Below are 19,200 nucleotides of genomic sequence, written 5' to 3'. Positions count from 1 at the left end.
TTTGATCGACACCATGCAAGGCTTGATTTGCATGGGGTGTAGCGAGGGGCGAACATGTTATCCACAGAACCACCAACAGGGATTGTGGGTAACCGTTCAGTCTGTTCAGACTCTATTGAGGCATGAGCGACCTGAATCGAGATCCAGGTTCAATTCAAAGTCTTTGAAGGCGCGCCATCCGAGTAATATCGACGGCACGTATTGTCCGTCCACCAACGACGGCGGGATGGTAAAGCCCGGGTAGTATTTGTAGCTGACCACCAAGGTGTCGCCTTGCAGGGCCAATACGCCGGTGAAGCGTTGAAAGTGCTTATTGTCGCCGGTGTAAACGTTCGAGCCTCCCGGTGTCAGCGCCTGCGCCACGCTGACTTGCCTGCCGGGCGACGCGGCCGTCAGGTAGTCGACATTTCCCGTATCGATGATGGCTTGCGTTGTCCGACGATCCAGCTGTGCGGCAACTACCAGCCGTTGGTTGAGATCCAGGCGGCTCAAGACAATTGGCGCATCACAGCGCCGGGCAGGCGGCGGATTAAGCTCCAGTGTTCTCCTGGTTATCTTCAAGCGCCCCAGCTTGCTGATCAGATCCAGCCCCAACAAATTATCCCGGTCGCTGACAAAGACCAGGACGTTCCTGAACTCACGGGTGCCGACTCTCAGTGACCCAAGAATTCCCAACCTCGCAGCCAGGCCCCTTTCGCCATAAAACGTGCTGTAACGATAATGAGCATCGGGCAACATCCTGATCCCCATCTGTTTCGCAGTTTCAATGTTGACCCGGGTTTGCGGCGCCCCCGTGTCCAGTACAAAACGCGCCGAGACACCGTTGGCCGTTCCGACCTCGATAAATGGCAGCGATTGTTCAGCGATGTAGAAGTCATTGGCATACGGATGGAGCTGCAGCACCTCATGTCGCGCAGATCCCTTGACCGAGAAATTGCCAGCCCTCGTCAGAATAGCCAGTGATTCGCTGCCAAACATGGAGAACAGGGCATTCAGGTCGGTGTCGGCCGCAATCGCCCGGGCATGCTTGCCCTTGATGGCCAGATAGTATTCGGGGATTTGGTTGGCGGCCTTGGCTTCGAGCATTCTGGCCAGGACCGTCACTGAACAGCTGAGGTGCTTATCGGCATCCAGTACCTTGCCGCACTGCTGCCGTAGCTGCGCCAGGGACGCGTCGCGCCCCTGCCCGGTCTCCAGCCATTGATAAAAGTCCTGATCAGCCACGGGCACGTTTGCCGGGACAGCAGACAGCAAGCCGGTGGATATCCACAGGGTCGATGCAAAAAGCGCCAGAAGAGCGAAAGTCTTCATGTTCAGGCCAGTCATAAAAACCGGATTTCATGAGTCAGCGCTGAACGTCTGAAAACTCCCTAAAGCGTGTCGCACCCTTGATCAGCGCATAGAAAACTGTAGCTCATCGCCCTCGTCAACGTGGGACGAGGGCGCGTGGCGTTGTGGATAACCTTCGCTGGTTAGAACCCCCGCAGACTCAGGGCCTGTGCATAAGATAGGCGTCACCGGTGACGCGGATCATGGGATGAGGGGTGACCTGGCAGGTTTTGATGATCCCGAAACCGTGCCGCTCGTAAAAGCGCCGGGCACCAGTGTTGGCGGCATAGTCGATCAGGCTCAGGCCATTGAGCCCCAGTTGGTCGGCACGTTCTTGAGCATGGGCGAGAAACTGCACGCCCAGGCCCCGGTTGCGCCAGCCCTCGTGCAGGGCAAGGCTGGAGATATAGAGCGTGTCGGGCACTTCCATGTCGGCGTAAGGCGCCAGTACCGGGTCGGTCGTCGGCACCGCCAGTGGATCGTGGCGCATCACGTAGCTGTGCATCATGCCAATGACCTGGCCACCGGCCTCGGCAATCAGGCAATTCTGGTAGGAGAAATCCACGTCGTCCCGGGCATACCGAATGGTGCCGACGTCCAACAGATCCTGGCCGGGCTCTGCGATCTGGCTCCAGATGTAGTCTGAAGCGCCTTCGGATGAAATCTGGAACAACCGCGCAATCTCACGCGCATCCGCGCGGACTGCCGAACGAAATTCAACTGTCATTGTTTCCCCGTGAATTCTGGTAATGCAGGCATCCGGTGGGACCAGTGTTAGCGTTCACCGAAGATCAAAGTTGTAGGAGCGAGCCTGCTCGCGAAAAACCTGAGGACACCAAGTCATTCAGGCATCCCGCGTCATCGTTAACCACCATCGCGAGCAGGCTCGCTCCTACAGGAGATCTGTGCTGAACCGGGTTAGCGGACCACACCTTCCTCAATCAGCAGCTTGAGGATCGCTTCTGCCCCCGCTTGCGCCGTAACGCCCTTGAGCACTTGCCCACCGCCACCGCTGGCCTTGGCCGTCGCGGCTTTCATGCGATCGGCGCCGCTCTTGGCCTTGATCACCTTAAGGCGCTTGGGCCGTGGCTTGGCCGGCTGCAGGGTGGCGACCGCGAGCAGTTCATCGTCGATGACCTCGACGTCCTGTGCCTGCAGCACGCCGCGTCGGGCCGGGCCGTAGGCACTCTGCCGTGGCTTGGGCGCGGCGTTATCCACAGTCGCCAGGAACGGCAAGCGAACCTTCAAGCGACGACGCTGACCACGCGGCAACGCTTGCAGCACTAGCGCCGAACCGCCATCGATGGACTCGACTTGCGCCAACCCCACCACCAGCGGCCAGCCCAGGTTTTCAGCGAGGAGGAATGGCAACATGCCCGATCCTTCGCCGGTTTCCGCCTGGCTGCCGGTCAACACCACCTGGGCCCCGGCATCGCGCAGATAATCGGTCAGCGCCGGCAGCGCGTCGGCGCCTTGTGGTTGTTCCAGCACGTGCAGTTGTTCCAGGCCCATGCCCAGATACGCGCGCAATGCAGGCTCGGTGATGTCGCCGGCATGCAGCACCTGCAAGTTATCCCCAGCCAATTGCAGGCCCAGTTCCACCGCCCGCGCATCCTGTTCCGCGCGACGCGGCCGACCGGACGTCGGGTGGGCGCCGATGGACACCAGGCTGATGATTTTCGTGCTCATAACCCTTTCCTTCCCTTAAGCCGCATCGCGCTTGGCGTCGTTGCGGTAAGCCGCTACCGCATCGATCAAGGCTTGAAGAATCTCGGCACTTTCGCCAATCACCGACAGGTCGGCCCGTTTGATCATGTCGCAGCCAGGGTCGAGGTTGATCGCCACCACCTTGTCGCAGGCACCAATACCTTGCAGGTGCTGGATCGCCCCGGAAATCCCCACCGCCACATAGACCCGTGCGGTAACCCAGGTGCCGGATGCCCCGACCTGACGGTCGCGGGCCATGAAGCCGTCGTCCACCGCCACCCGCGATGCACCTTCGGTCGCGCCGAGGGCTTCGGCGGTCCTGTGGAAAAGTCCCCAGTCCTTGACCCCGTTGCCGCCGGAGAAAATGAACTCGGCTTCGGCCATGGGGATTGCCGCCGGATCGACGGCCACTGCGCCCAGATCTTCGATTCGCGACAGGCTGCGTGCCACGGTTGTGGATAACTCCACGGGCAGCGCTTCGTGACGGGTTTCGCTGACCGGCTCGGCGCACTCGGCAGCCGCCAGAATCAGTCGCGCCAGCGGACGGGCAAGGTCTTGCAGGCCAGCACCGGCGCGGCCGATGCACTCCTGATCCTTGACTTGCCAGACCCGCGTGGCCGGGCGCTCGCCCAGTGCTGCGGCAAAACGTCGGCCGAGTTCGCCACCACCGCTGCGGCTGTCCGGCAGCAACCAGTGATGCGGGCTGAACTGGTTATCCACAGCCCGCAGGCCCTGGACCCGTTGTTCCGGTGCATAACCGCTGAATTCTTCGCCGTCCAGCACCAGCAGGCGGTCGACGCCCGCCGTGGCGAAAGCGTTTTCCTTGTGTTCGCCGAACACCACGGCCAGCACTGCACCGTCCTTGCCGGCCAGTTGATGAGCCAGGCCCAGCAGGTCGCGGTCGTGGCTGCTCAAGCGGCCGCCGACCATGTCCGGCACCACGCTGATGTAGAACGCAGGTGCAGCCACTTGATGCAGCGGCAATTGCACTTCAACCGCGGCCGAGCGTTTAGTCGCCCCGCCCTGCTGAGCGCCACTGCGGTCGATCCGTTTGATCCCATTGGGACCGATAAAACCGATCCCGTGAGGATTCTTGCGGATGACACCGTTCGGTCCCATCCAGCTGTGTTGCGCTGGCTGCATGGCCGCGTGCAGCGGGTGCAGACGGTTGCGGGCGATCCATTCGGCGCGAGGGTCGCGGCGGATAATGTCACTCATCAATGCACCTCCGCAGGTTCACGTTTGGCCGGTGCCGAAGGCTTTCCCGGCGCGGCGTCTTCGAGCAACGCATCAGCCACCAGTTCGGCGATGTCCTTGATCAGCGGACGTGGTTCGACCACGCCTTCAAGCATCGCGGTGCACTGTGGACAACCCACGGCCACCAGTTCGGCGCCGGTTTCGCGGATGTCTTCCATGCGCATGTCGGGAATGCGCTGCTTGCCGGGAATGTCGGTGATCGGCGCGCCGCCACCACCGCCGCAGCAGCGGGAGCGGAAGCCGGAGCGCTGCATTTCTTTTACTTCAATCCCGAGCGCGCGCAGAACCTGGCGCGGTGCCTCGTATTCGCCGTTGTAACGGCCGAGGTAGCACGGATCGTGATAGGTCACGCTGTCGCCTTTGTGCTGGCCAAGATTGAGCGCGCCAGCATCGATGATTTCCGCCATGTAGGTGCTGTGGTGCTGCACCAGGTAGTTACCATCGAAGGCGCCGTACTCGTTTTTCAGCACGTGGAAACTGTGCGGATCGCAGGTGACGATACGGTTGAAACTGTATTTGGCCAGAGTCTGGATGTTGCGCTTGGCCAACAGCTGGAAGGTTGCTTCGTCGCCCAGGCGCCGGGCCACGTCACCGCTGTCGCGCTCTTCGAGGCCGAGCACGGCGAAGTCGATTTTCGCCGCCTTGAGCACTTTGACGAAGGCGCGCAGGGTGCGCTGGTTACGCATGTCGAAGGCGCCGTCGCCGACCCAGAACAGCACGTCGGTGGATTTCTTTTCGCTGAGCAGGTTGAGGTTCAGGTCCGCTGCCCAGTTCATCCGCCCGCCCGGCGCGAAACCGCCAGGGTTGTCGGTGGCAATCAGGTTTTCCAGGACTTCGGCACCCTTGTTCGGGGTCGCGCCTTTTTCCAGGGTCAGATGACGGCGCATGTCGACGATGGCATCGACGTGCTCGATCATCATCGGGCATTCCTCGACGCAAGCGCGGCAGGTGGTGCACGACCACAGCGTCTCGGCATCTACCAGACCGTTGACGATTGGCTGATGCGGATTGCCCGCGTGTTCGCCAATGGCTTTGCCTGGATACGGGCTGCCGGCGAACTTGGCATCGGTGCCACCGGCCAGGCCGACGACCATGTCCTGAATCAGTTTTTTCGGGTTCAGCGGCTGACCGGCGGCGAAGGCCGGGCACGCTGCTTCGCATTTACCGCACTGCACGCAGGCGTCGAAGCCGAGCAACTGGTTCCAGGTGAAATCCTTGGGTTTTTCCACACCCAGTGGCGCGGTCAAGTCGCTAAGATCCAGCGGTTTCAACCCTGTGGAACGACCACCACCAAAGCGTTCGGCGCGGCGGTGCCAAGCCAGGTGCAAGGCACCGGCAAAGGCGTGTTTCATCGGCCCGCCCCAGGTCATGCCGAAGAACAGTTCCGACACGCCCCACAACACGCCAACCCCGAGAATCGCCGCCAACAGCCAGCCACCGAAATTTTCCGGCAGGATGCCCGCCACCGGCAGGGTCAACAGGAAGAACGAGGCCGAAAACGCCAGCAGGCTTTTCGGTAGGCGCATCCACGGGCCTTTCGACAGGCGCGACGGCGGATTGCGCCGACGCAGGTAAACGAAGATCGCACCAACGAACATCACCGCCGACATCAGCAGCAACGCATAGCCGAGGAAGCGGTTATGCAGGCCGAAACCATGCACCAGAATCGCCAGCACGATGGACGCCACCGCACCGCCAGCCGTGGCGACGTGGGTGTTGGCAATGTATTTGTCCCGCGCTACCACATGGTGCAAGTCGACCATGTAGCGCTTGGGCATGGCGAACAGGCCGCCGATCAGGTCGACCTTGGAGGCTCGGCCCCGGCGCCACATGGCCACCCGCCGCAACGCGCCCAGGACACCAAGGCCCAGGGCGGCGAACAACAGGATTGGAAGAAGGGTGTTCAACATGGTGAAGCTCCCAAAGACCTCGGGCTTAACTACCTGGATACCTTGCTCGACTCCCTGTAGGAGCGAGCTTGCTCGCGATGGGCGTTAACGATGACGCGTGCGGTCTGGAAGAACGCGGCGCCTTCAAATTCATCGCGAGCGAGCTCGCTCCTACACAGGGTTATGTGCAAGCCGTTAGAAATCCTTGCACAGCCGCAGCGCGTCGTAGATCGCCGCGTGCACGTTACGCTGGGCCACGCAGTCGCCGATGCGGAACAGCAGGTAGCCGTCGCCGCTCTGTTCCAGGCAAGGTTGCGGCTTGATCGCGAACAAGGCTTCGACGTCGATCTGGCCTTTGTTGCGCGAGCCTTCCTTCAGCGCGTAGTAGATTTCTTCGTCCGGACGCACGCCGTTTTCCACGACCACTTGGTCAACCACCCGCTCCTCTTTGGCGCCGGTGTATTCGTTTTCCAGTACCGCTACGAGCTTGTCGCCTTCGCGGTAGACCTTCTCCAGCATCATGTCGCCGGTCATGATCACTTCTTTCGGATACATGCTGCGGTAGTAAGTCGGGAACGACGTACCGCCAATCGCCACACCAGGCTTGATGTCGTCGGTAACGATCTCGACCTGGCTGCCCTTGTCGGCGAGGAAGTCGGCGGTCGACATGCCGGTGAACTCGCAAATGGTGTCGTAGACCAGCACGTTCTTGCCCGGTGCCACCTTGCCATCGAGGATGTCCCAGCTGCTGACCACCAGGCCTTCAGCCGCGCCCCAGTGTTCGTTCTGCTCGATGAACGGATGACCGCCGACGGCCAGCACAACCACGTCCGGACGCAGGTCCATGATGGTTGGCGCGTCAGCCGCGGTGCCCAGGCGCAGGTCGACTTTCAACCGCGCCAGTTCCAGTTGATACCAGCGGGTAATACCGGCGATCTGGTCCCGTTGCGGGGCTTTCGATGCGGTGGTGATCTGCCCGCCGATGAATTCCTTTTTCTCGAACAGGGTCACATCGTGGCCACGCTCGGCGGCTACGCGGGCGGCTTCCATCCCGGCAGGACCGGCGCCGACCACCACCACCTTGCGTTTCACGCCAGTGGTTTTTTCGATGATGTGCGGCAGGCCCATGTATTCACGAGAAGTCGCGGCGTTCTGAATGCACAGCACATCCAGACCCTGATACTGACGGTCGATGCAGTAGTTGGCACCGACGCATTGTTTGATCTGGTCGATCTGCCCCATTTTGATCTTGGCGATCAGGTGCGGGTCGGCGATGTGCGCGCGGGTCATGCCGACCATGTCGACGTAACCGCCTTCCAGGATACGTGTGGCCTGGTTAGGGTCCTTGATGTTCTGCGCGTGCAGCACTGGAACCTTGACCACTTCCTTGATACCGGCAGCCAGATGCAGGAACGGCTCCGGCGGATAACTCATGTTCGGAATCACGTTGGCCAGGGTGTTGTGGGTGTCGCAACCCGAACCCACGACGCCGATGAAGTCGAGCATGCCGGTATCGTCGTAATACTTGGCGATCTGCTTCATGTCTTCGTGGGAAAGACCATCCGGGTGGAACTCGTCACCGCAGATGCGCATGCCCACGCAGAAATCGTCACCGACCTCGGCGCGTACGGCTTTCAAGACTTCCAGACCGAACTTCATCCGGCCTTCGAAGGTGCCGCCCCATTCGTCGGTACGCTTGTTGACCCGTGGGCTCCAGAACTGGTCGATCATGTGCTGATGCACCGCCGACAGTTCGACACCGTCCAGGCCACCGGCCTTGGCGCGGCGGGCCGCTTGAGCGTAGTTACCGATCACCCGCCAGATTTCTTCCGGCTCGATGGTTTTGCAAGTGGCACGGTGCACCGGCTCGCGCACGCCCGACGGCGACATCAGCGTCGGCCAGTTGAAGCCGTCCCAACGCGAGCGACGGCCCATGTGGGTAATCTGGATCATGATCTTGGCGCCGTGCTTGTGCATGGCGTCGGCAAGATTCTGGAAGTGCGGAATGATGCGGTCGGTGGACAGGTTCACCGAACTCCACCATTCCTGCGGGCTGTCGATGGCCACCACGGACGAACCGCCGCAAATCGCCAGGCCGATACCGCCCTTGGCTTTCTCTTCGTAATACTTGACGTACCGGTCGGTGGTCATGCCGCCGTCGGTGGCATAGACCTCGGCGTGCGCGGTGCTGAGCACGCGGTTGCGGATGGTCAGTTTGCCGATCTGGATCGGCTGGAACATTGCTTCGAAAGCCATGGCGGGTTCCTCGACTTACAACGGCTTGACGGTGAACAAGCCGTCTTCGTGGCCCTCTTCGGAGCCACCGTAGACTTGTTCGGCCACGGTGCGGATCTTGCTGCCGCGAGCGGCGAGGATCTGATCCATGGCCCCTGCAAACCAGCCAGTGAACATGTAGTCGACCTTGCGCCCGACCTTGCCGTACACGTAGACGAATGCCGAGTGTTCGAGCTTGACGCTGGCGGTGCCTTTGTCGAGGTCGATGTCCTGGATCTTGAACAGGCCCCAGCCGCGCTGCGACAGGCGCTTCATGTAGTGTTCGAACACCGCTACGCCTTCCAGACCGTGGCATTCGGCTTCTTTTTCACACCAGTGCCAGGCGGACTTGTAGCCGGCCTTGTAGAGGATTTCGGCATAGGCTTCAGCGCCCAGCACTTCCTCGATGCCCATGTGGTTGTTAACGAAGAAATGGCGCGGCACGTACAGCATCGGCAGGGCGTCGGAGGTCCAGACACCGGTTTCGCTGTCGACTTCGATTGGCAATTGCGGGGCGATCTTGGCCATGGAAACTTAACTCCAGAAAAATTTTGGTGTTGCCCCCGGCGCGGGCGGCCGGGGGAAAGGATTCAGAGGTGCGGCGGCTTATTCGCCCCAGACATCTTTCAAGACGTTGACCCAGTTCTCGCCCATGATCTTGCGTACCACGCGCTCGGAGTGGCCGCGCTTGAGCAGGGTCTCGGTCAGGTTCGGGAACTCGCCCACGGTGCGGATGCCCAGCGGGTTGATGATCTTGCCGAAACTGGTCAGGCGGCGGGCGTAGCCCTTGTCGTGGGTCAGGTATTCGAAGAAGTCCTGGCCATGGCCCTGGGTGAAGTCGGTGCCGATGCCGATGGCGTCTTCGCCGACGATGTTCATCACGTACTCGATGGCTTCGGCGTAGTCGTCGATGGTCGAATCGATGCCCTTGGCCAGGAACGGCGCGAACATGGTCACGCCGACAAAGCCGCCGTGGTCGGCGATGAACTTCAGTTCTTCATCGGACTTGTTGCGCGGGTGCTCTTTGAGCCCCGATGGCAGGCAGTGGGAGTAGCAGACCGGTTTCTTCGACTCGAGGATGACTTCTTCGGAAGTCTTGGAACCGACGTGGGACAGGTCGCACATCACACCAACGCGGTTCATCTCGGCGACGATTTCGCGACCGAAACCCGACAGGCCGCCGTCACGCTCGTAGCAACCGGTGCCCACCAGGTTCTGGGTGTTGTAGCACATCTGCACAATGCCGACGCCCAGTTGCTTGAACACCTCGACATAGCCGATCTGGTCTTCGAAGGCGTGAGCGTTCTGGAAGCCGAACAGGATGCCGGTCTTGCCCTGCTCCTTGGCTTTACGGATGTCGGCGGTGGTGCGCACCGGGATCACCAGGTCGCTGTTCTCGCGAATCAGCTTCTGGCTCGCGGCGATGTTGTTGACGGTGGCCTGAAAGCCCTCCCACACCGACACGGTGCAGTTAGCCGCCGTCAGACCGCCCTTGCGCATGTCTTCGAACAGTTCACGGTTCCACTTGGCGATAATCAGCCCGTCGATAACGATGCTGTCGGCGTGCAATTCGGCTGGGCTCATCAGGCTGTCCCCTTGTTAGCGATTCATGCGCCGAATCGTGTGCCGGCGCTTTGGGGCCAGCATATGCCTCGGTGCAGGGGCAGCCGGGTGCAAAAACGACAGGGGGTTTGCCGAAAGCGTCAATCCGCGACAAAGGGTCGTCGCCAGGCACAATCATCGACCTGTTCAAGGCCCCTGGCTTGGGCCAGAATTCGCCGCATCACTGGATGCTTCACTGGACAAGAGCGGCGACGATAATGAAATCGATCATTCTGGCAATGGCACTGATTGCGACCGGCGTACACGCAGCGGAGGTGGCCGACGACAATCCCTGCGACAAAGTCGAAAACGACATCCAGACCCTCGAGTGCTCGGCCTTCAGCAAAACCTCCGCCGAAGACCTGCTCAAGGAAAACCTCCAGGGCCTGACCGAGCGCATGCAGTCGCAATACGGCAAAAACCCGTCGCAACTGGCCGACATCACCGCCAAGATCAAAGCCGCCCAACAGCAATGGCTGAAGACCCGCGACGCAGACTGCGCCGTCGAAGCCTTCCCGGCCACCAACGGCAGCAAGGCGCTCACCATTGCCCAGAACGATTGCATTGCACGGATGAGCGACGAGCGGTCGGAGTTTTTGGAGTCGATTGGGCAGGAGTGATCCGTTCCCCAGCCAGCTTGAGCTGTAAGCTGCACACCCTCTGTCACTAATGGGATTGAACATGAAAGTCTGCGGCATCGAAATCAAAGGCAGCGAAGCGATCATCGCCGTGGCCACGCTGGACGGTCAGGCGCTGAGCCATGTCGCGCTCGCCACCAAGAAAATTGCCCTGGACGATGACGACGAGGCCGCCAACGTCAAAGTATTCGCCGCTCAGGTCGCTTCGTTTGTCCGTGAGAATTCCATCGACCGCATTGCGATCAAGAAACGCAGCAAGAAAGGCGAGTTCGCTGGCGGGCCGACCACGTTCAAGATCGAGGGAGTTTTCCAGTTGCTGGAGAATTGCGAGGTGACCTTGCTGTCGCCGCAGACCATCAATGCCCAAGCCAAAAAGCACAATTTCGAGCTGCCTGGAACGCTGAACAAGTATCAGCATGAGGCTTACAAGGCTGCGTGTTCGGCATTGGTGAAGAAGTAAATAAACTTCCGGAACACCAATAACCTGTGGGAGCGAGCTTGCTCGCGATGGCGGTAAGGCAGTCGACATCTATGTTGAATGTGCCGACCTCATCGCGAGCAAGCTCGCTCCCACAGGTTTCTCGGGGGTTTATGCCTTGGCGGTGCGTCGATCCTCCCGAGGGCACCGCTCATACTTCGCCCGATAACTGCGAGTGAAATACGACGGCGATTCAAACCCGCAGGCAATGCTCACTTCCAGCACGCTCATGTCGGTCTGGCGTAGCAACTGCCGGGCCTTTTCCAGCCTTAACCGCAGATAGAAATTGCTCGGCGTGTCGTTCAGATGCAGGCGAAACAGGCGCTCCAGCTGCCGCCGCGTCACCTTGATCGATTCCGCCAGTTCCAGCGTGCTCAGCGGCGGCTCGCTGTGCTGCTCCATCTCACCGATCACGTGAACCAGCTTCTTGTTGCTGATGCCATAACGGGTGGCGACTTCCATGCGCTGATGGTCTTTGCGCGGGCGGATGCGGCCAAGCACGAATTGCTCGCTGACCTGGATCGCCAGCTCCGGACCATGAGCCTGGGCGATCAGATCCAGCATTAAATCAATAGAGGCGGTGCCGCCAGCAGAGGTGATGCGACGACGGTCGATCTCGAACAGTTCCTGGGTGACGCTGAGCTGTGGATAAGATTCCTTGAACGCGTCGATGGCTTCCCAGTGCAGGGTCAGGCGATGGCCGTCGAGCAAACCCGCCTCGGCGAGGATGAAGCTGCCGGTGTCGATGCCGCCGAGAGTCACGCCTTCGTGGTCCAGGCGGCGCAGCCAGTGTTCCAGCGCCGGGGTGGTGAACTTCAGGGGCTCGAACCCGGCGACCACCAGCAGCGTCACGCCTTTTTTCAACGGTTCCAGCGCCGCATCGGCGTTGACCGACATGCCGTTGCTCGCCAGCACCGCCCCGCCATCGGCGCTCAGCACATGCCAGCGATACAGCTCGCCACGAAAGCGATTGGCCACCCGCAACGGCTCGATGGCCGAGATAAATCCGATGGCCGAGAAACCCGGCATCAACAAGAAGTAGAAATCCTGGGACATGGAGCGCACTCGCTTAGCAGGTAACAAGAGGCCAGGTAACGAGAGGGCGGGCAACGTAGGGATGTTGATACGCCAGTTGCGAGCGGCATTCAAGAGCACAGGTCGCTGCAGTGCAAGAGCTGGTCGCCGCAGTGCGCTTTCATCGGTGCTTTGCTGCGTAACTTGGCATCACCGGCGCATCAGACACCGGAACTCACAATAACGAACTGCCGAGGAACCTGAGATGAAACGACTGATCAGCAGCTGTGTTCTTGCACTCAGTGGTACCGCGTTACTGAGCGCCAGTGTCATGGCCGCCGAACCCGCCGCATGCCAGAACGTGCGCATGGGTGTAGTGAACTGGACCGACGTGATCGCCACCAGTGCCATGACCCAGGTATTGCTCGACGGCCTCGGCTACAGCACCAAACAAACCAGTGCCTCCCAGCAAATCATCTTCGCCGGGATCCGCGACCAGCGTCTGGACCTGTTCCTCGGCTACTGGAACCCGCTGATGACCCAGACCATCACCCCGTTCGTCGACGCCAAACAGGTCAAGGTGCTTGATGCGCCAAGCCTGCAGGACGCCCGCGCGACCCTCGCCGTGCCGACCTACCTCGCCGACAAGGGCCTGAAAACCTTCGCTGATATCGCCAAATTCGAAAAAGAACTGGGCGGCAAGATCTACGGCATCGAGCCTGGCTCGGGCGCCAACACCCAGATCAAGGCCATGATTTCCAAGAACCAGTTCGGCCTTGGCAAGTTCCAGCTGGTCGAGTCCAGCGAAGCCGGCATGCTCGCCGCCGTGGACCGCGCCGTGCGTCGCAACGAAGCCGTGGTGTTCTTCGGCTGGGCACCGCACCCGATGAACGTCAACGTGAAAATGACCTACCTCACCGGCAGTGAAAACGCCCTTGGGCCGGACGAAGGCAAGGCCACCGTGTGGACCGTCACCGCACCGACATACGCCGAACAATGCCCGAACATCGGTCGCCTGCTGAGCAACCTGACTTTCACCGCCGAAGACGAGAGTCGGATGATGCAGCCGCTGCTGGATCACAAGGACGCTTTCGAGTCGGCCAAACAATGGATCAAGGATCACCCGCAGGACAAAAAGCGCTGGCTTGAAGGCGTCACCACCTTCGATGGCAAACCGGCTGCTGAAAACCTGCAACTGACCAGTAAATAAACCGAATGAACCACCGACTCGCAGCCCCAACGGGCTGCGAACGGGATCACCACGCCCGGCCAAAACCAAAAACTCGCCTGTAAGGAACCGCCTCATGAACCACGACGTCATCATCACCTGCGCACTCACCGGTGCTGGCGACACGACCGCCAAGAGCCCGCACGTGCCGGTCACCCCGAAACAAATCGCGGCTGCCGCCGTGGAAGCCGCCAAGGCCGGTGCCACCGTGGTTCACTGCCATGTGCGCGACCCGCAAACCGGCAAGTTCAGCCGTGACGTGGCGCTGTATCGCGAAGTGATGGAGCGCATCCGCGAGGCGGACGTGGACATCATCGTCAACCTCACCGCCGGCATGGGCGGCGACCTGGAAATCGGCGCCGGCGAGAACCCGATGGAATTCGGCCCGAATACCGACCTGGTCGGCCCGCTGACCCGCCTGGCCCACGTCGAAGAACTGCTGCCGGAAATCTGCACCCTCGACTGCGGCACCCTGAACTTCGGAGACGGCGACACCATATACGTCTCCACCCCGGCCCAACTGCGCGCTGGCGCCAAACGCATCCAGGAACTGGGCGTTAAAGCCGAGCTGGAAATCTTCGACACCGGCCACCTGTGGTTCGCCAAGCAGATGATCAAGGAAGGCCTGCTCGACAACCCATTGTTCCAGCTGTGCCTGGGCATCCCTTGGGGCGCGCCGGCGGACACCACCACCATGAAAGCCATGGTCGACAACCTGCCGGCCGACGCGGTCTGGGCCGGTTTCGGTATCGGTCGCATGCAGATGCCGATGGCGGCACAAGCAGTGTTGCTCGGCGGCAACGTGCGGGTCGGGCTGGAAGACAACCTGTGGCTGGACAAGGGCGTGCTGGCGACCAACGGCCAACTGGTCGAGCGCGCCTCGGAAATCCTCAGCCGCCTCGGTGCCCGCGTCCTGACCCCGGCTGAAGGCCGCAAGAAAATGGGCCTGACCAAGCGTGGTTAATCCCACACATCCCCCCCCTGTAGGAGCGAGCTTGCTCGCGAAAAAGGTACAGCCGACGCCAATCAGCGCCTGGAATACCATCGCGAGCAAGCTCGCTCCTACAGAGGATCACCGAATTCTCCAGGAAATCGCCATGAGCTTTATCACCGAAATCAAAACCTTCGCAGCATTAGGCAGCGGTGTCATCGGCAGCGGTTGGGTATCCCGCGCCCTCGCCCATGGCCTGGATGTAGTGGCTTGGGACCCGGCCCCCGGTGCCGAAGCGGCCCTGCGCAAGCGTGTCGCCAACGCTTGGGGCGCACTGGAAAAACAAGGCCTGGCACCGGGTGCATCGCAAGATCGCCTGCATTTTGTCGCAACCATCGAAGAGTGCGTGCGCGATGCCGATTTCATCCAGGAGAGCGCCCCAGAACGGCTGGAGCTGAAACTGGACCTGCATAGCAAAATCAGTGCGGCAGCCAAGCCCAATGCGTTGATCGGCTCCAGCACCTCTGGCCTGTTGCCGAGCGAGTTCTACGAGAGCGCCACGCACCCAGAACGCTGTGTGGTCGGTCACCCGTTCAACCCGGTTTACCTGCTGCCACTGGTGGAAGTGGTCGGCGGTAAAAACACCGCCCCTGAAGCGGTGCAAGCGGCCATGAAGGTCTATGAATCCCTGGGGATGCGCCCGTTGCACGTGCGCAAGGAAGTACCGGGTTTCATCGCCGACCGCCTGCTCGAAGCACTGTGGCGTGAGGCGCTGCACCTGGTCAACGACGGCGTGGCGACCACCGGCGAAATCGACGACGCCATCCGCTTCGGCGCGGGCTTGCGCTGGTCGTTCATGGGCACCTTCCTGACCTACACCCTGGCCGGCGGCGATGCCGGCATGCGCCACTTCATGGCGCAGTTCGGCCCGGCGTTGCAATTGCCGTGGACCTACCTGCCGGCGCCGGAGCTGACCGACAAACTGATCGATGATGTGGTCGATGGCACCAGCGATCAACTGGGTAAACACAGCATTTCGGCGCTGGAGCGCTATCGTGATGACTGCCTGCTGGCGGTGCTGGAGGCGGTGAAGACCACCAAAGAGAAGCATGGGATGGCCTTCAGCGAGTAAGCCCAAGCTTTGGGGCCAGCAGTGCTGACCCCATCGCGAGCAAGCTCGCTCCCACATTTGATCGCAGGTGTCTGATACAACTCGGTCACCTGTGGGAGCGAGCTTGCTCGCGATAGCGGCAGTCCGGTCACCACACAAATTGGATCAGAAACCATGCCCACCCTCACCACCTACCAAACCACCATCATCCCCGACTGGGTCGACTACAACGGCCACCTGCGCGACGCCTTCTACCTGCTGATTTTCAGCTACGCCACCGATGCCCTGATGGATCGCCTGGGCCTGGACAGCAACAGCCGCGAGGCCAGCGGCAACTCGCTGTTCACCCTCGAACTGCACCTCAATTACCTGCACGAGGTGAAGCTCGACGCCCAGGTCGAAGTGCACACCCAAATCATCGCCCACGACAACAAGCGCGTGCACCTCTATCACAGCCTGCATCTGGTGGGTGATGCCCGGGAACTGGCTGGCAATGAACAGATGCTGCTGCACGTGGACCTCGCCGGGCCGCGTTCGGCGCCGTTCAGCGAGCAGTCCTTGAGCCAGCTGCAAGCCATCGTCGCCGAACAGGCGGACCTACCAGCGCCCGAGTACATTGGCCGAGTGATCGCATTACCCCAAAAAAAATAACAAGGAGATCGCCATGAACACCGCCGCTGCCTTTGCCGACTTTCGTACCTATCCGTTGATCAGCGCGCTGACTGCCGTGCAGACCCTGGCGGACCGTGTTCTGGTGAAGTGGGCCGACAATCGCGTCAGCCCCTTCCACCATCAATGGCTGCGAGACAATTGCCCGTGCCCGCAGTGCGTCTACACCGTGACCCGCGAGCAAGTGCTGGAAATCGTCGATACAGCTCAAGACTTGATCCCTGACCAAGTGCACATCGACACCGAAGGTTGCCTGTCGGTTGATTGGCAGGACGGCCACAGCAGCCGCTTCGACCCCGGCTGGCTGCGCGCCCACGCCTATGACGACGAGTCCCGCGCCGAGCGCCAGGCACGCAAGCCAAAAGCCAGGCTTTGGCACAGTAATGTCCAGTTGCCGGCATTCGAGTATCAGGCGCTGATGAACGACTCCGACGCCTTGTTGCAATGGTTGTTGGCGGTACGGGATGTCGGATTGACCCAAGTCCGTGGCGTGCCCACCGAACCCGGCTCTCTGAAGCTGATCGCCCAACGGATTTCCTTCATCCGCGAGAGCAATTTCGGCGTGCTGTTCAACGTGCAATCCAAGGCCGACGCCGACAGCAACGCCTACACCGCGTTCAACCTGCCGCTGCACAGCGATTTGCCAACCCGGGAGTTGCAACCGGGGCTGCAATTCCTGCATTGCCTGGTCAATGACGCCGAGGGTGGCGAGAGCATTTTTGTCGACGGGTTTGCCATTGCCGACGCCTTGCGCCGGGAAGACCCCGAATCTTTCAAAAGCCTCTGCGAAATCCCCGTGGAGTTTCGCAACAAGGACCGTCACAGCGACTACCGCTGCCTGGCACCGATCATTGCCCTGGATACGTTGGGGCAGGTGTCGGAAATCCGCATGGCCAACTTTCTGCGCGGCCCCTTCGATGCATCGGTGGAGCAGATGCCCAAGTTGTATCAGGCCTACCGGCGCTTTATCGCGATGACCCGCGAGCCCCGCTTCAGGCTGATGCAGAGGCTCAATCCCGGTGAGCTGTGGTGCTTCGACAACCGCCGCACCTTGCATGCGCGCAATGCCTTCGATCCCGCCACTGGGGCGCGGCATTTCCAGGGTTGCTATGTCGACCGGGATGAATTGTTGTCGCGCATCCTCGTGTTACAGCGCTAGACCGCGTCATCGTTCATCGCGGGCAAGCCACGCTCCCACAGGTTTGGCGTCGTTCACTAAATCTGTGGTAACCCCGATCCTGTGGGAGCGTGGCTTGCCCGCGATGGCGCCAGTCCAGACACCGAATATTTCCCGGATTCACAAGTAAAAAAAAGCCCCGATCAAGCCGTGACAGGATCGAGGCAGAGGGTACTGTTGAGGAGCTGCCGTGCGAGGGTGACCAAACCTTCGTGAAGCGAGCTGAGTCCAGTGTGCCCCCTCCTTTGGCCGACAAGTTGCCCGAAAACGACCTGTTCATAGCCAATGCTGCCATTGCGACAATTCGCCCTTGCCGACACCCGGCACCCCTACCAGAATCGAACCAAGACACCGTTCCCTGAAGAAGGATTGCGTCATGATGCACGCCGATTTGATAGACCAGGAAGACCTGTTGGGCCAGCTCAAGTCGTTGGGCTTCGAGGTGCCCACCGGCGCCACCGCCGAGCAAGCCTGCGAGTGTGCGGTACGGGGTTTGAACGATGTACGGGCGATGACCCTGCGGACCATGGTCAAACAGATGTACACCAGCAGCGCGACCATCTTGCCGGCGGTGCGCCAGGCGATCGACAAGCAGTTGTTGCCGGCGCTGGCGGAGTATCAGCAGAGCCACACAGGCCGATAAACAGCCTTCGCGAGCAAGCTCGCTCCCACATTAGATCTGTGTCGTTCACAAAACCAATGTGGGAGCGAGCTTGCTCGCGATGAAGGCGCCTCGGTCTAGAGCCTTACACTGGCAAACGTAGACTCATTACGCGCCTGGCTCAGCGCCGACAACGGCCCGGACAACGGCGACAGCACCAGCGCTTGAGGCAACGGCATCATCGCCACTTGCTGGGTGGTGTTGGACCCTACGCGCTCGTCACGCGGCGGAATGCCGAAGTATTCGCGGTAGCACTTGGAGAAGTGCGGCGTGGACACAAACCCGCACACCGAAGCCACTTCGATGATCGACATCGGCGTTTGCTTGAGCAGCTGGCGCGCGCGGATCAGGCGCAGCTTGAGGTAGTAACGCGACGGCGAGCAGTGCAGGTACTTCTGGAACAGGCGTTCGAGCTGACGACGGGACACCGCGACATACACCGCCAGTTCGTCCAGGTCGATCGGCTCTTCAAGATTGGCCTCCATCAACGCGACGATTTCCTGCAACTTCGGCTGGTTGGTGCCGAGCATGTGCTTGAGCGGCACACGCTGGTGATCCTGCTCGTTGCGGATGCGCTCGTAGACGAACATTTCCGAAATGGCCGCCGACAGTTCACGTCCGTGATCGCGACTGATCAGGTGCAGCATCATGTCCAGCGGCGCGGTGCCGCCGGAGCTGGTGAAGCGGTTACGGTCGAGGGTGAACAAGCGGGTGCTCATCGCTACACGCGGGAAAGCTTCCTGCATCGCCGCCAGGCATTCCCAGTGCACGCTGCAATCGAAACCATCGAGCAGGCCGGCGCAAGCCAGGGCCCAGCTGCCGGTGCACACCGCGCCGAGGCGGCGGGACTGACGAGCCTGGCTTTGCAGCCATGACACGTGTTCCCGGGTAACAGTGCGCTGGATGCCGATGCCGCCGCACACGATGACGGTGTCCATCGGCGGGGCTTTGTGCATGGAAGCGTCGGGGGTGATTTGCAGGCCGTCACTGGCCCAGACCTGGCCGCCATCGACGGTGAGGGTGGTCCAGCGATAAAGCTCGCGACCGGACAACTGGTTGGCCATGCGCAGCGGTTCCACTGCGGAGGCCAGAGAAATCAGCGTGAAATTGTCCAGCAGCAGAAAGCCGATGGATTGAGGCGCACGGTTCTGGGGTTGGGCCCCGGAGTTGAACGTCGTCATCGCGGTATCTCCTCACACAAAGCGGGTGATGGCCTCAGGCGGAGGCTCTTTTTA

The 19,200-nt window shown here is 61.0% G+C and carries 18 protein-coding genes; 8 read left to right on the top strand and 10 right to left on the bottom strand.

Translation table 11 applies throughout. The features are described from left to right. Nucleotides 1–105: 105 nt before the first annotated feature. The 8 genes from AC1RDQ_RS06740 to AC1RDQ_RS06705 form a co-directional block, all read right to left on the bottom strand. On the bottom strand, nt 106–1,326 hold the full coding sequence (locus AC1RDQ_RS06740) for a retroviral-like aspartic protease family protein (protein WP_492586760.1): 1,221 nt from the start codon (nt 1,324–1,326) through the stop codon (nt 106–108). Between the two features lie 163 nt (nt 1,327–1,489). Further along, nucleotides 1,490–2,056, bottom strand: a complete 567-nt coding sequence (locus AC1RDQ_RS06735; protein ID WP_489847832.1) for a GNAT family N-acetyltransferase — start codon at nt 2,054–2,056, stop codon at nt 1,490–1,492. Between the two features lie 191 nt (nt 2,057–2,247). Continuing rightward, nucleotides 2,248–3,018, bottom strand: coding sequence for an electron transfer flavoprotein subunit beta (gene etfB / locus AC1RDQ_RS06730; protein ID WP_090451839.1), 771 nt, complete (start codon nt 3,016–3,018; stop codon nt 2,248–2,250). 15 nt (nt 3,019–3,033) lie between these two features. Further along, nucleotides 3,034–4,254 carry an electron transfer flavoprotein subunit alpha gene (gene etfA, locus AC1RDQ_RS06725; RefSeq protein ID WP_492586758.1) on the bottom strand — a complete coding sequence of 407 codons (1,221 nt, stop codon included), beginning with the start codon at nt 4,252–4,254 and terminating at the stop codon, nt 3,034–3,036. Then, nucleotides 4,254–6,203: a dimethylglycine demethylation protein DgcB gene (gene dgcB / locus AC1RDQ_RS06720; protein ID WP_057712991.1), complete on the bottom strand. Its 1,950-nt coding sequence runs from the start codon at nt 6,201–6,203 to the stop codon at nt 4,254–4,256. The genes etfA and dgcB overlap by 1 nt, the downstream gene beginning before the upstream one ends. Nucleotides 6,204–6,377: 174 nt before the next feature. Continuing rightward, complete coding sequence (gene dgcA / locus AC1RDQ_RS06715) at nt 6,378–8,438, bottom strand: dimethylglycine demethylation protein DgcA (protein ID WP_057712990.1); 2,061 nt, start codon at nt 8,436–8,438, stop codon at nt 6,378–6,380. Between the two features lie 15 nt (nt 8,439–8,453). Further along, entirely contained in the window at nt 8,454–8,984 is a 531-nt protein-coding gene (locus AC1RDQ_RS06710) for a DUF5943 domain-containing protein (RefSeq protein WP_008048169.1), read from the bottom strand. Nucleotides 8,985–9,062: 78 nt separating this feature from the next. Next, nucleotides 9,063–10,040, bottom strand: coding sequence for a dipeptidase (locus AC1RDQ_RS06705; protein WP_032829497.1), 978 nt, complete (start codon nt 10,038–10,040; stop codon nt 9,063–9,065). 236 nt (nt 10,041–10,276) lie between these two features. Here AC1RDQ_RS06705 and AC1RDQ_RS06700 point away from each other — a divergent pair, with 236 nt between their 5' ends. Together AC1RDQ_RS06700 and AC1RDQ_RS06695 are read left to right on the top strand one after the other, a co-directional pair. Then, complete coding sequence (locus AC1RDQ_RS06700; RefSeq protein ID WP_218494728.1) at nt 10,277–10,678, top strand: lysozyme inhibitor LprI family protein; 402 nt, start codon at nt 10,277–10,279, stop codon at nt 10,676–10,678. Nucleotides 10,679–10,739: 61 nt separating this feature from the next. Next, nucleotides 10,740–11,156: a DUF3010 family protein gene (locus AC1RDQ_RS06695; protein ID WP_340313383.1), complete on the top strand. Its 417-nt coding sequence runs from the start codon at nt 10,740–10,742 to the stop codon at nt 11,154–11,156. Nucleotides 11,157–11,285: 129 nt separating this feature from the next. Here AC1RDQ_RS06695 and AC1RDQ_RS06690 read toward each other — a convergent pair whose 3' ends face one another. Beyond that, nucleotides 11,286–12,230, bottom strand: a complete 945-nt coding sequence (locus AC1RDQ_RS06690) for a GlxA family transcriptional regulator (protein ID WP_057712988.1) — start codon at nt 12,228–12,230, stop codon at nt 11,286–11,288. A gap of 223 nt (nt 12,231–12,453) precedes the next feature. On the opposite strand from AC1RDQ_RS06690, the gene AC1RDQ_RS06685 reads away from it, so the two are divergent. The 6 genes from AC1RDQ_RS06685 to AC1RDQ_RS06660 all read left to right on the top strand — a co-directional run bounded on the left by AC1RDQ_RS06685 (nt 12,454) and on the right by AC1RDQ_RS06660 (nt 17,947). Next, a complete protein-coding gene (locus AC1RDQ_RS06685) occupies nt 12,454–13,398 on the top strand; it encodes a choline ABC transporter substrate-binding protein (RefSeq protein ID WP_057712987.1) in 945 nt (314 codons plus the stop codon). 94 nt (nt 13,399–13,492) lie between these two features. Continuing rightward, nucleotides 13,493–14,380: a 3-dehydrocarnitine:acetyl-CoA trimethylamine transferase CdhC gene (cdhC, locus tag AC1RDQ_RS06680; RefSeq protein ID WP_492586756.1), complete on the top strand. Its 888-nt coding sequence runs from the start codon at nt 13,493–13,495 to the stop codon at nt 14,378–14,380. A 133-nt stretch (nt 14,381–14,513) separates the two neighbouring features. Then, a complete protein-coding gene (locus tag AC1RDQ_RS06675; protein WP_492586754.1) occupies nt 14,514–15,479 on the top strand; it encodes an L-carnitine dehydrogenase in 966 nt (321 codons plus the stop codon). A 153-nt stretch (nt 15,480–15,632) separates the two neighbouring features. Beyond that, nucleotides 15,633–16,109: a thioesterase family protein gene (locus tag AC1RDQ_RS06670; protein ID WP_090451849.1), complete on the top strand. Its 477-nt coding sequence runs from the start codon at nt 15,633–15,635 to the stop codon at nt 16,107–16,109. A 13-nt stretch (nt 16,110–16,122) separates the two neighbouring features. Next, nucleotides 16,123–17,286 (top strand): gamma-butyrobetaine dioxygenase, encoded by a 1,164-nt coding sequence (locus AC1RDQ_RS06665; RefSeq protein WP_492586752.1) that lies wholly within the window; start codon nt 16,123–16,125, stop codon nt 17,284–17,286. Between the two features lie 394 nt (nt 17,287–17,680). After that, a complete protein-coding gene (locus AC1RDQ_RS06660; protein ID WP_007995656.1) occupies nt 17,681–17,947 on the top strand; it encodes a hypothetical protein in 267 nt (88 codons plus the stop codon). Nucleotides 17,948–18,042: 95 nt separating this feature from the next. On the opposite strand, the gene gbdR is transcribed toward AC1RDQ_RS06660, so the two are convergent. Continuing rightward, nucleotides 18,043–19,146 carry a choline metabolism transcriptional regulator GbdR gene (gene gbdR / locus AC1RDQ_RS06655; protein ID WP_007975492.1) on the bottom strand — a complete coding sequence of 368 codons (1,104 nt, stop codon included), beginning with the start codon at nt 19,144–19,146 and terminating at the stop codon, nt 18,043–18,045. Nucleotides 19,147–19,200: the final 54 nt, after the last annotated feature.

This window comes from Pseudomonas sp. GW823-FHT02E01 (assembly GCF_058797535.1).
The sequence above is the reverse complement of the archived record's forward strand: the minus strand, read 5'-3'. Positions and strand labels throughout refer to the sequence as shown.

Coding starts and splice junctions, on each gene's coding strand:
- gbdR (WP_007975492.1), bottom strand. CDS start 19,146: ATGACGACGTTCAACTCCGGGGCCCAACCCCAGAACCGTGCGCCTCAA.
- AC1RDQ_RS06665 (WP_492586752.1), top strand. CDS start 16,123: ATGAACACCGCCGCTGCCTTTGCCGACTTTCGTACCTATCCGTTGATC.
- AC1RDQ_RS06660 (WP_007995656.1), top strand. CDS start 17,681: ATGATGCACGCCGATTTGATAGACCAGGAAGACCTGTTGGGCCAGCTC.
- etfB (WP_090451839.1), bottom strand. CDS start 3,018: ATGAGCACGAAAATCATCAGCCTGGTGTCCATCGGCGCCCACCCGACG.
- AC1RDQ_RS06735 (WP_489847832.1), bottom strand. CDS start 2,056: ATGACAGTTGAATTTCGTTCGGCAGTCCGCGCGGATGCGCGTGAGATT.
- etfA (WP_492586758.1), bottom strand. CDS start 4,254: ATGAGTGACATTATCCGCCGCGACCCTCGCGCCGAATGGATCGCCCGC.
- AC1RDQ_RS06710 (WP_008048169.1), bottom strand. CDS start 8,984: ATGGCCAAGATCGCCCCGCAATTGCCAATCGAAGTCGACAGCGAAACC.
- AC1RDQ_RS06690 (WP_057712988.1), bottom strand. CDS start 12,230: ATGTCCCAGGATTTCTACTTCTTGTTGATGCCGGGTTTCTCGGCCATC.
- AC1RDQ_RS06685 (WP_057712987.1), top strand. CDS start 12,454: ATGAAACGACTGATCAGCAGCTGTGTTCTTGCACTCAGTGGTACCGCG.
- AC1RDQ_RS06700 (WP_218494728.1), top strand. CDS start 10,277: ATGAAATCGATCATTCTGGCAATGGCACTGATTGCGACCGGCGTACAC.
- AC1RDQ_RS06740 (WP_492586760.1), bottom strand. CDS start 1,326: ATGACTGGCCTGAACATGAAGACTTTCGCTCTTCTGGCGCTTTTTGCA.
- AC1RDQ_RS06670 (WP_090451849.1), top strand. CDS start 15,633: ATGCCCACCCTCACCACCTACCAAACCACCATCATCCCCGACTGGGTC.
- AC1RDQ_RS06695 (WP_340313383.1), top strand. CDS start 10,740: ATGAAAGTCTGCGGCATCGAAATCAAAGGCAGCGAAGCGATCATCGCC.
- cdhC (WP_492586756.1), top strand. CDS start 13,493: ATGAACCACGACGTCATCATCACCTGCGCACTCACCGGTGCTGGCGAC.
- dgcA (WP_057712990.1), bottom strand. CDS start 8,438: ATGGCTTTCGAAGCAATGTTCCAGCCGATCCAGATCGGCAAACTGACC.
- dgcB (WP_057712991.1), bottom strand. CDS start 6,203: ATGTTGAACACCCTTCTTCCAATCCTGTTGTTCGCCGCCCTGGGCCTT.
- AC1RDQ_RS06675 (WP_492586754.1), top strand. CDS start 14,514: ATGAGCTTTATCACCGAAATCAAAACCTTCGCAGCATTAGGCAGCGGT.
- AC1RDQ_RS06705 (WP_032829497.1), bottom strand. CDS start 10,040: ATGAGCCCAGCCGAATTGCACGCCGACAGCATCGTTATCGACGGGCTG.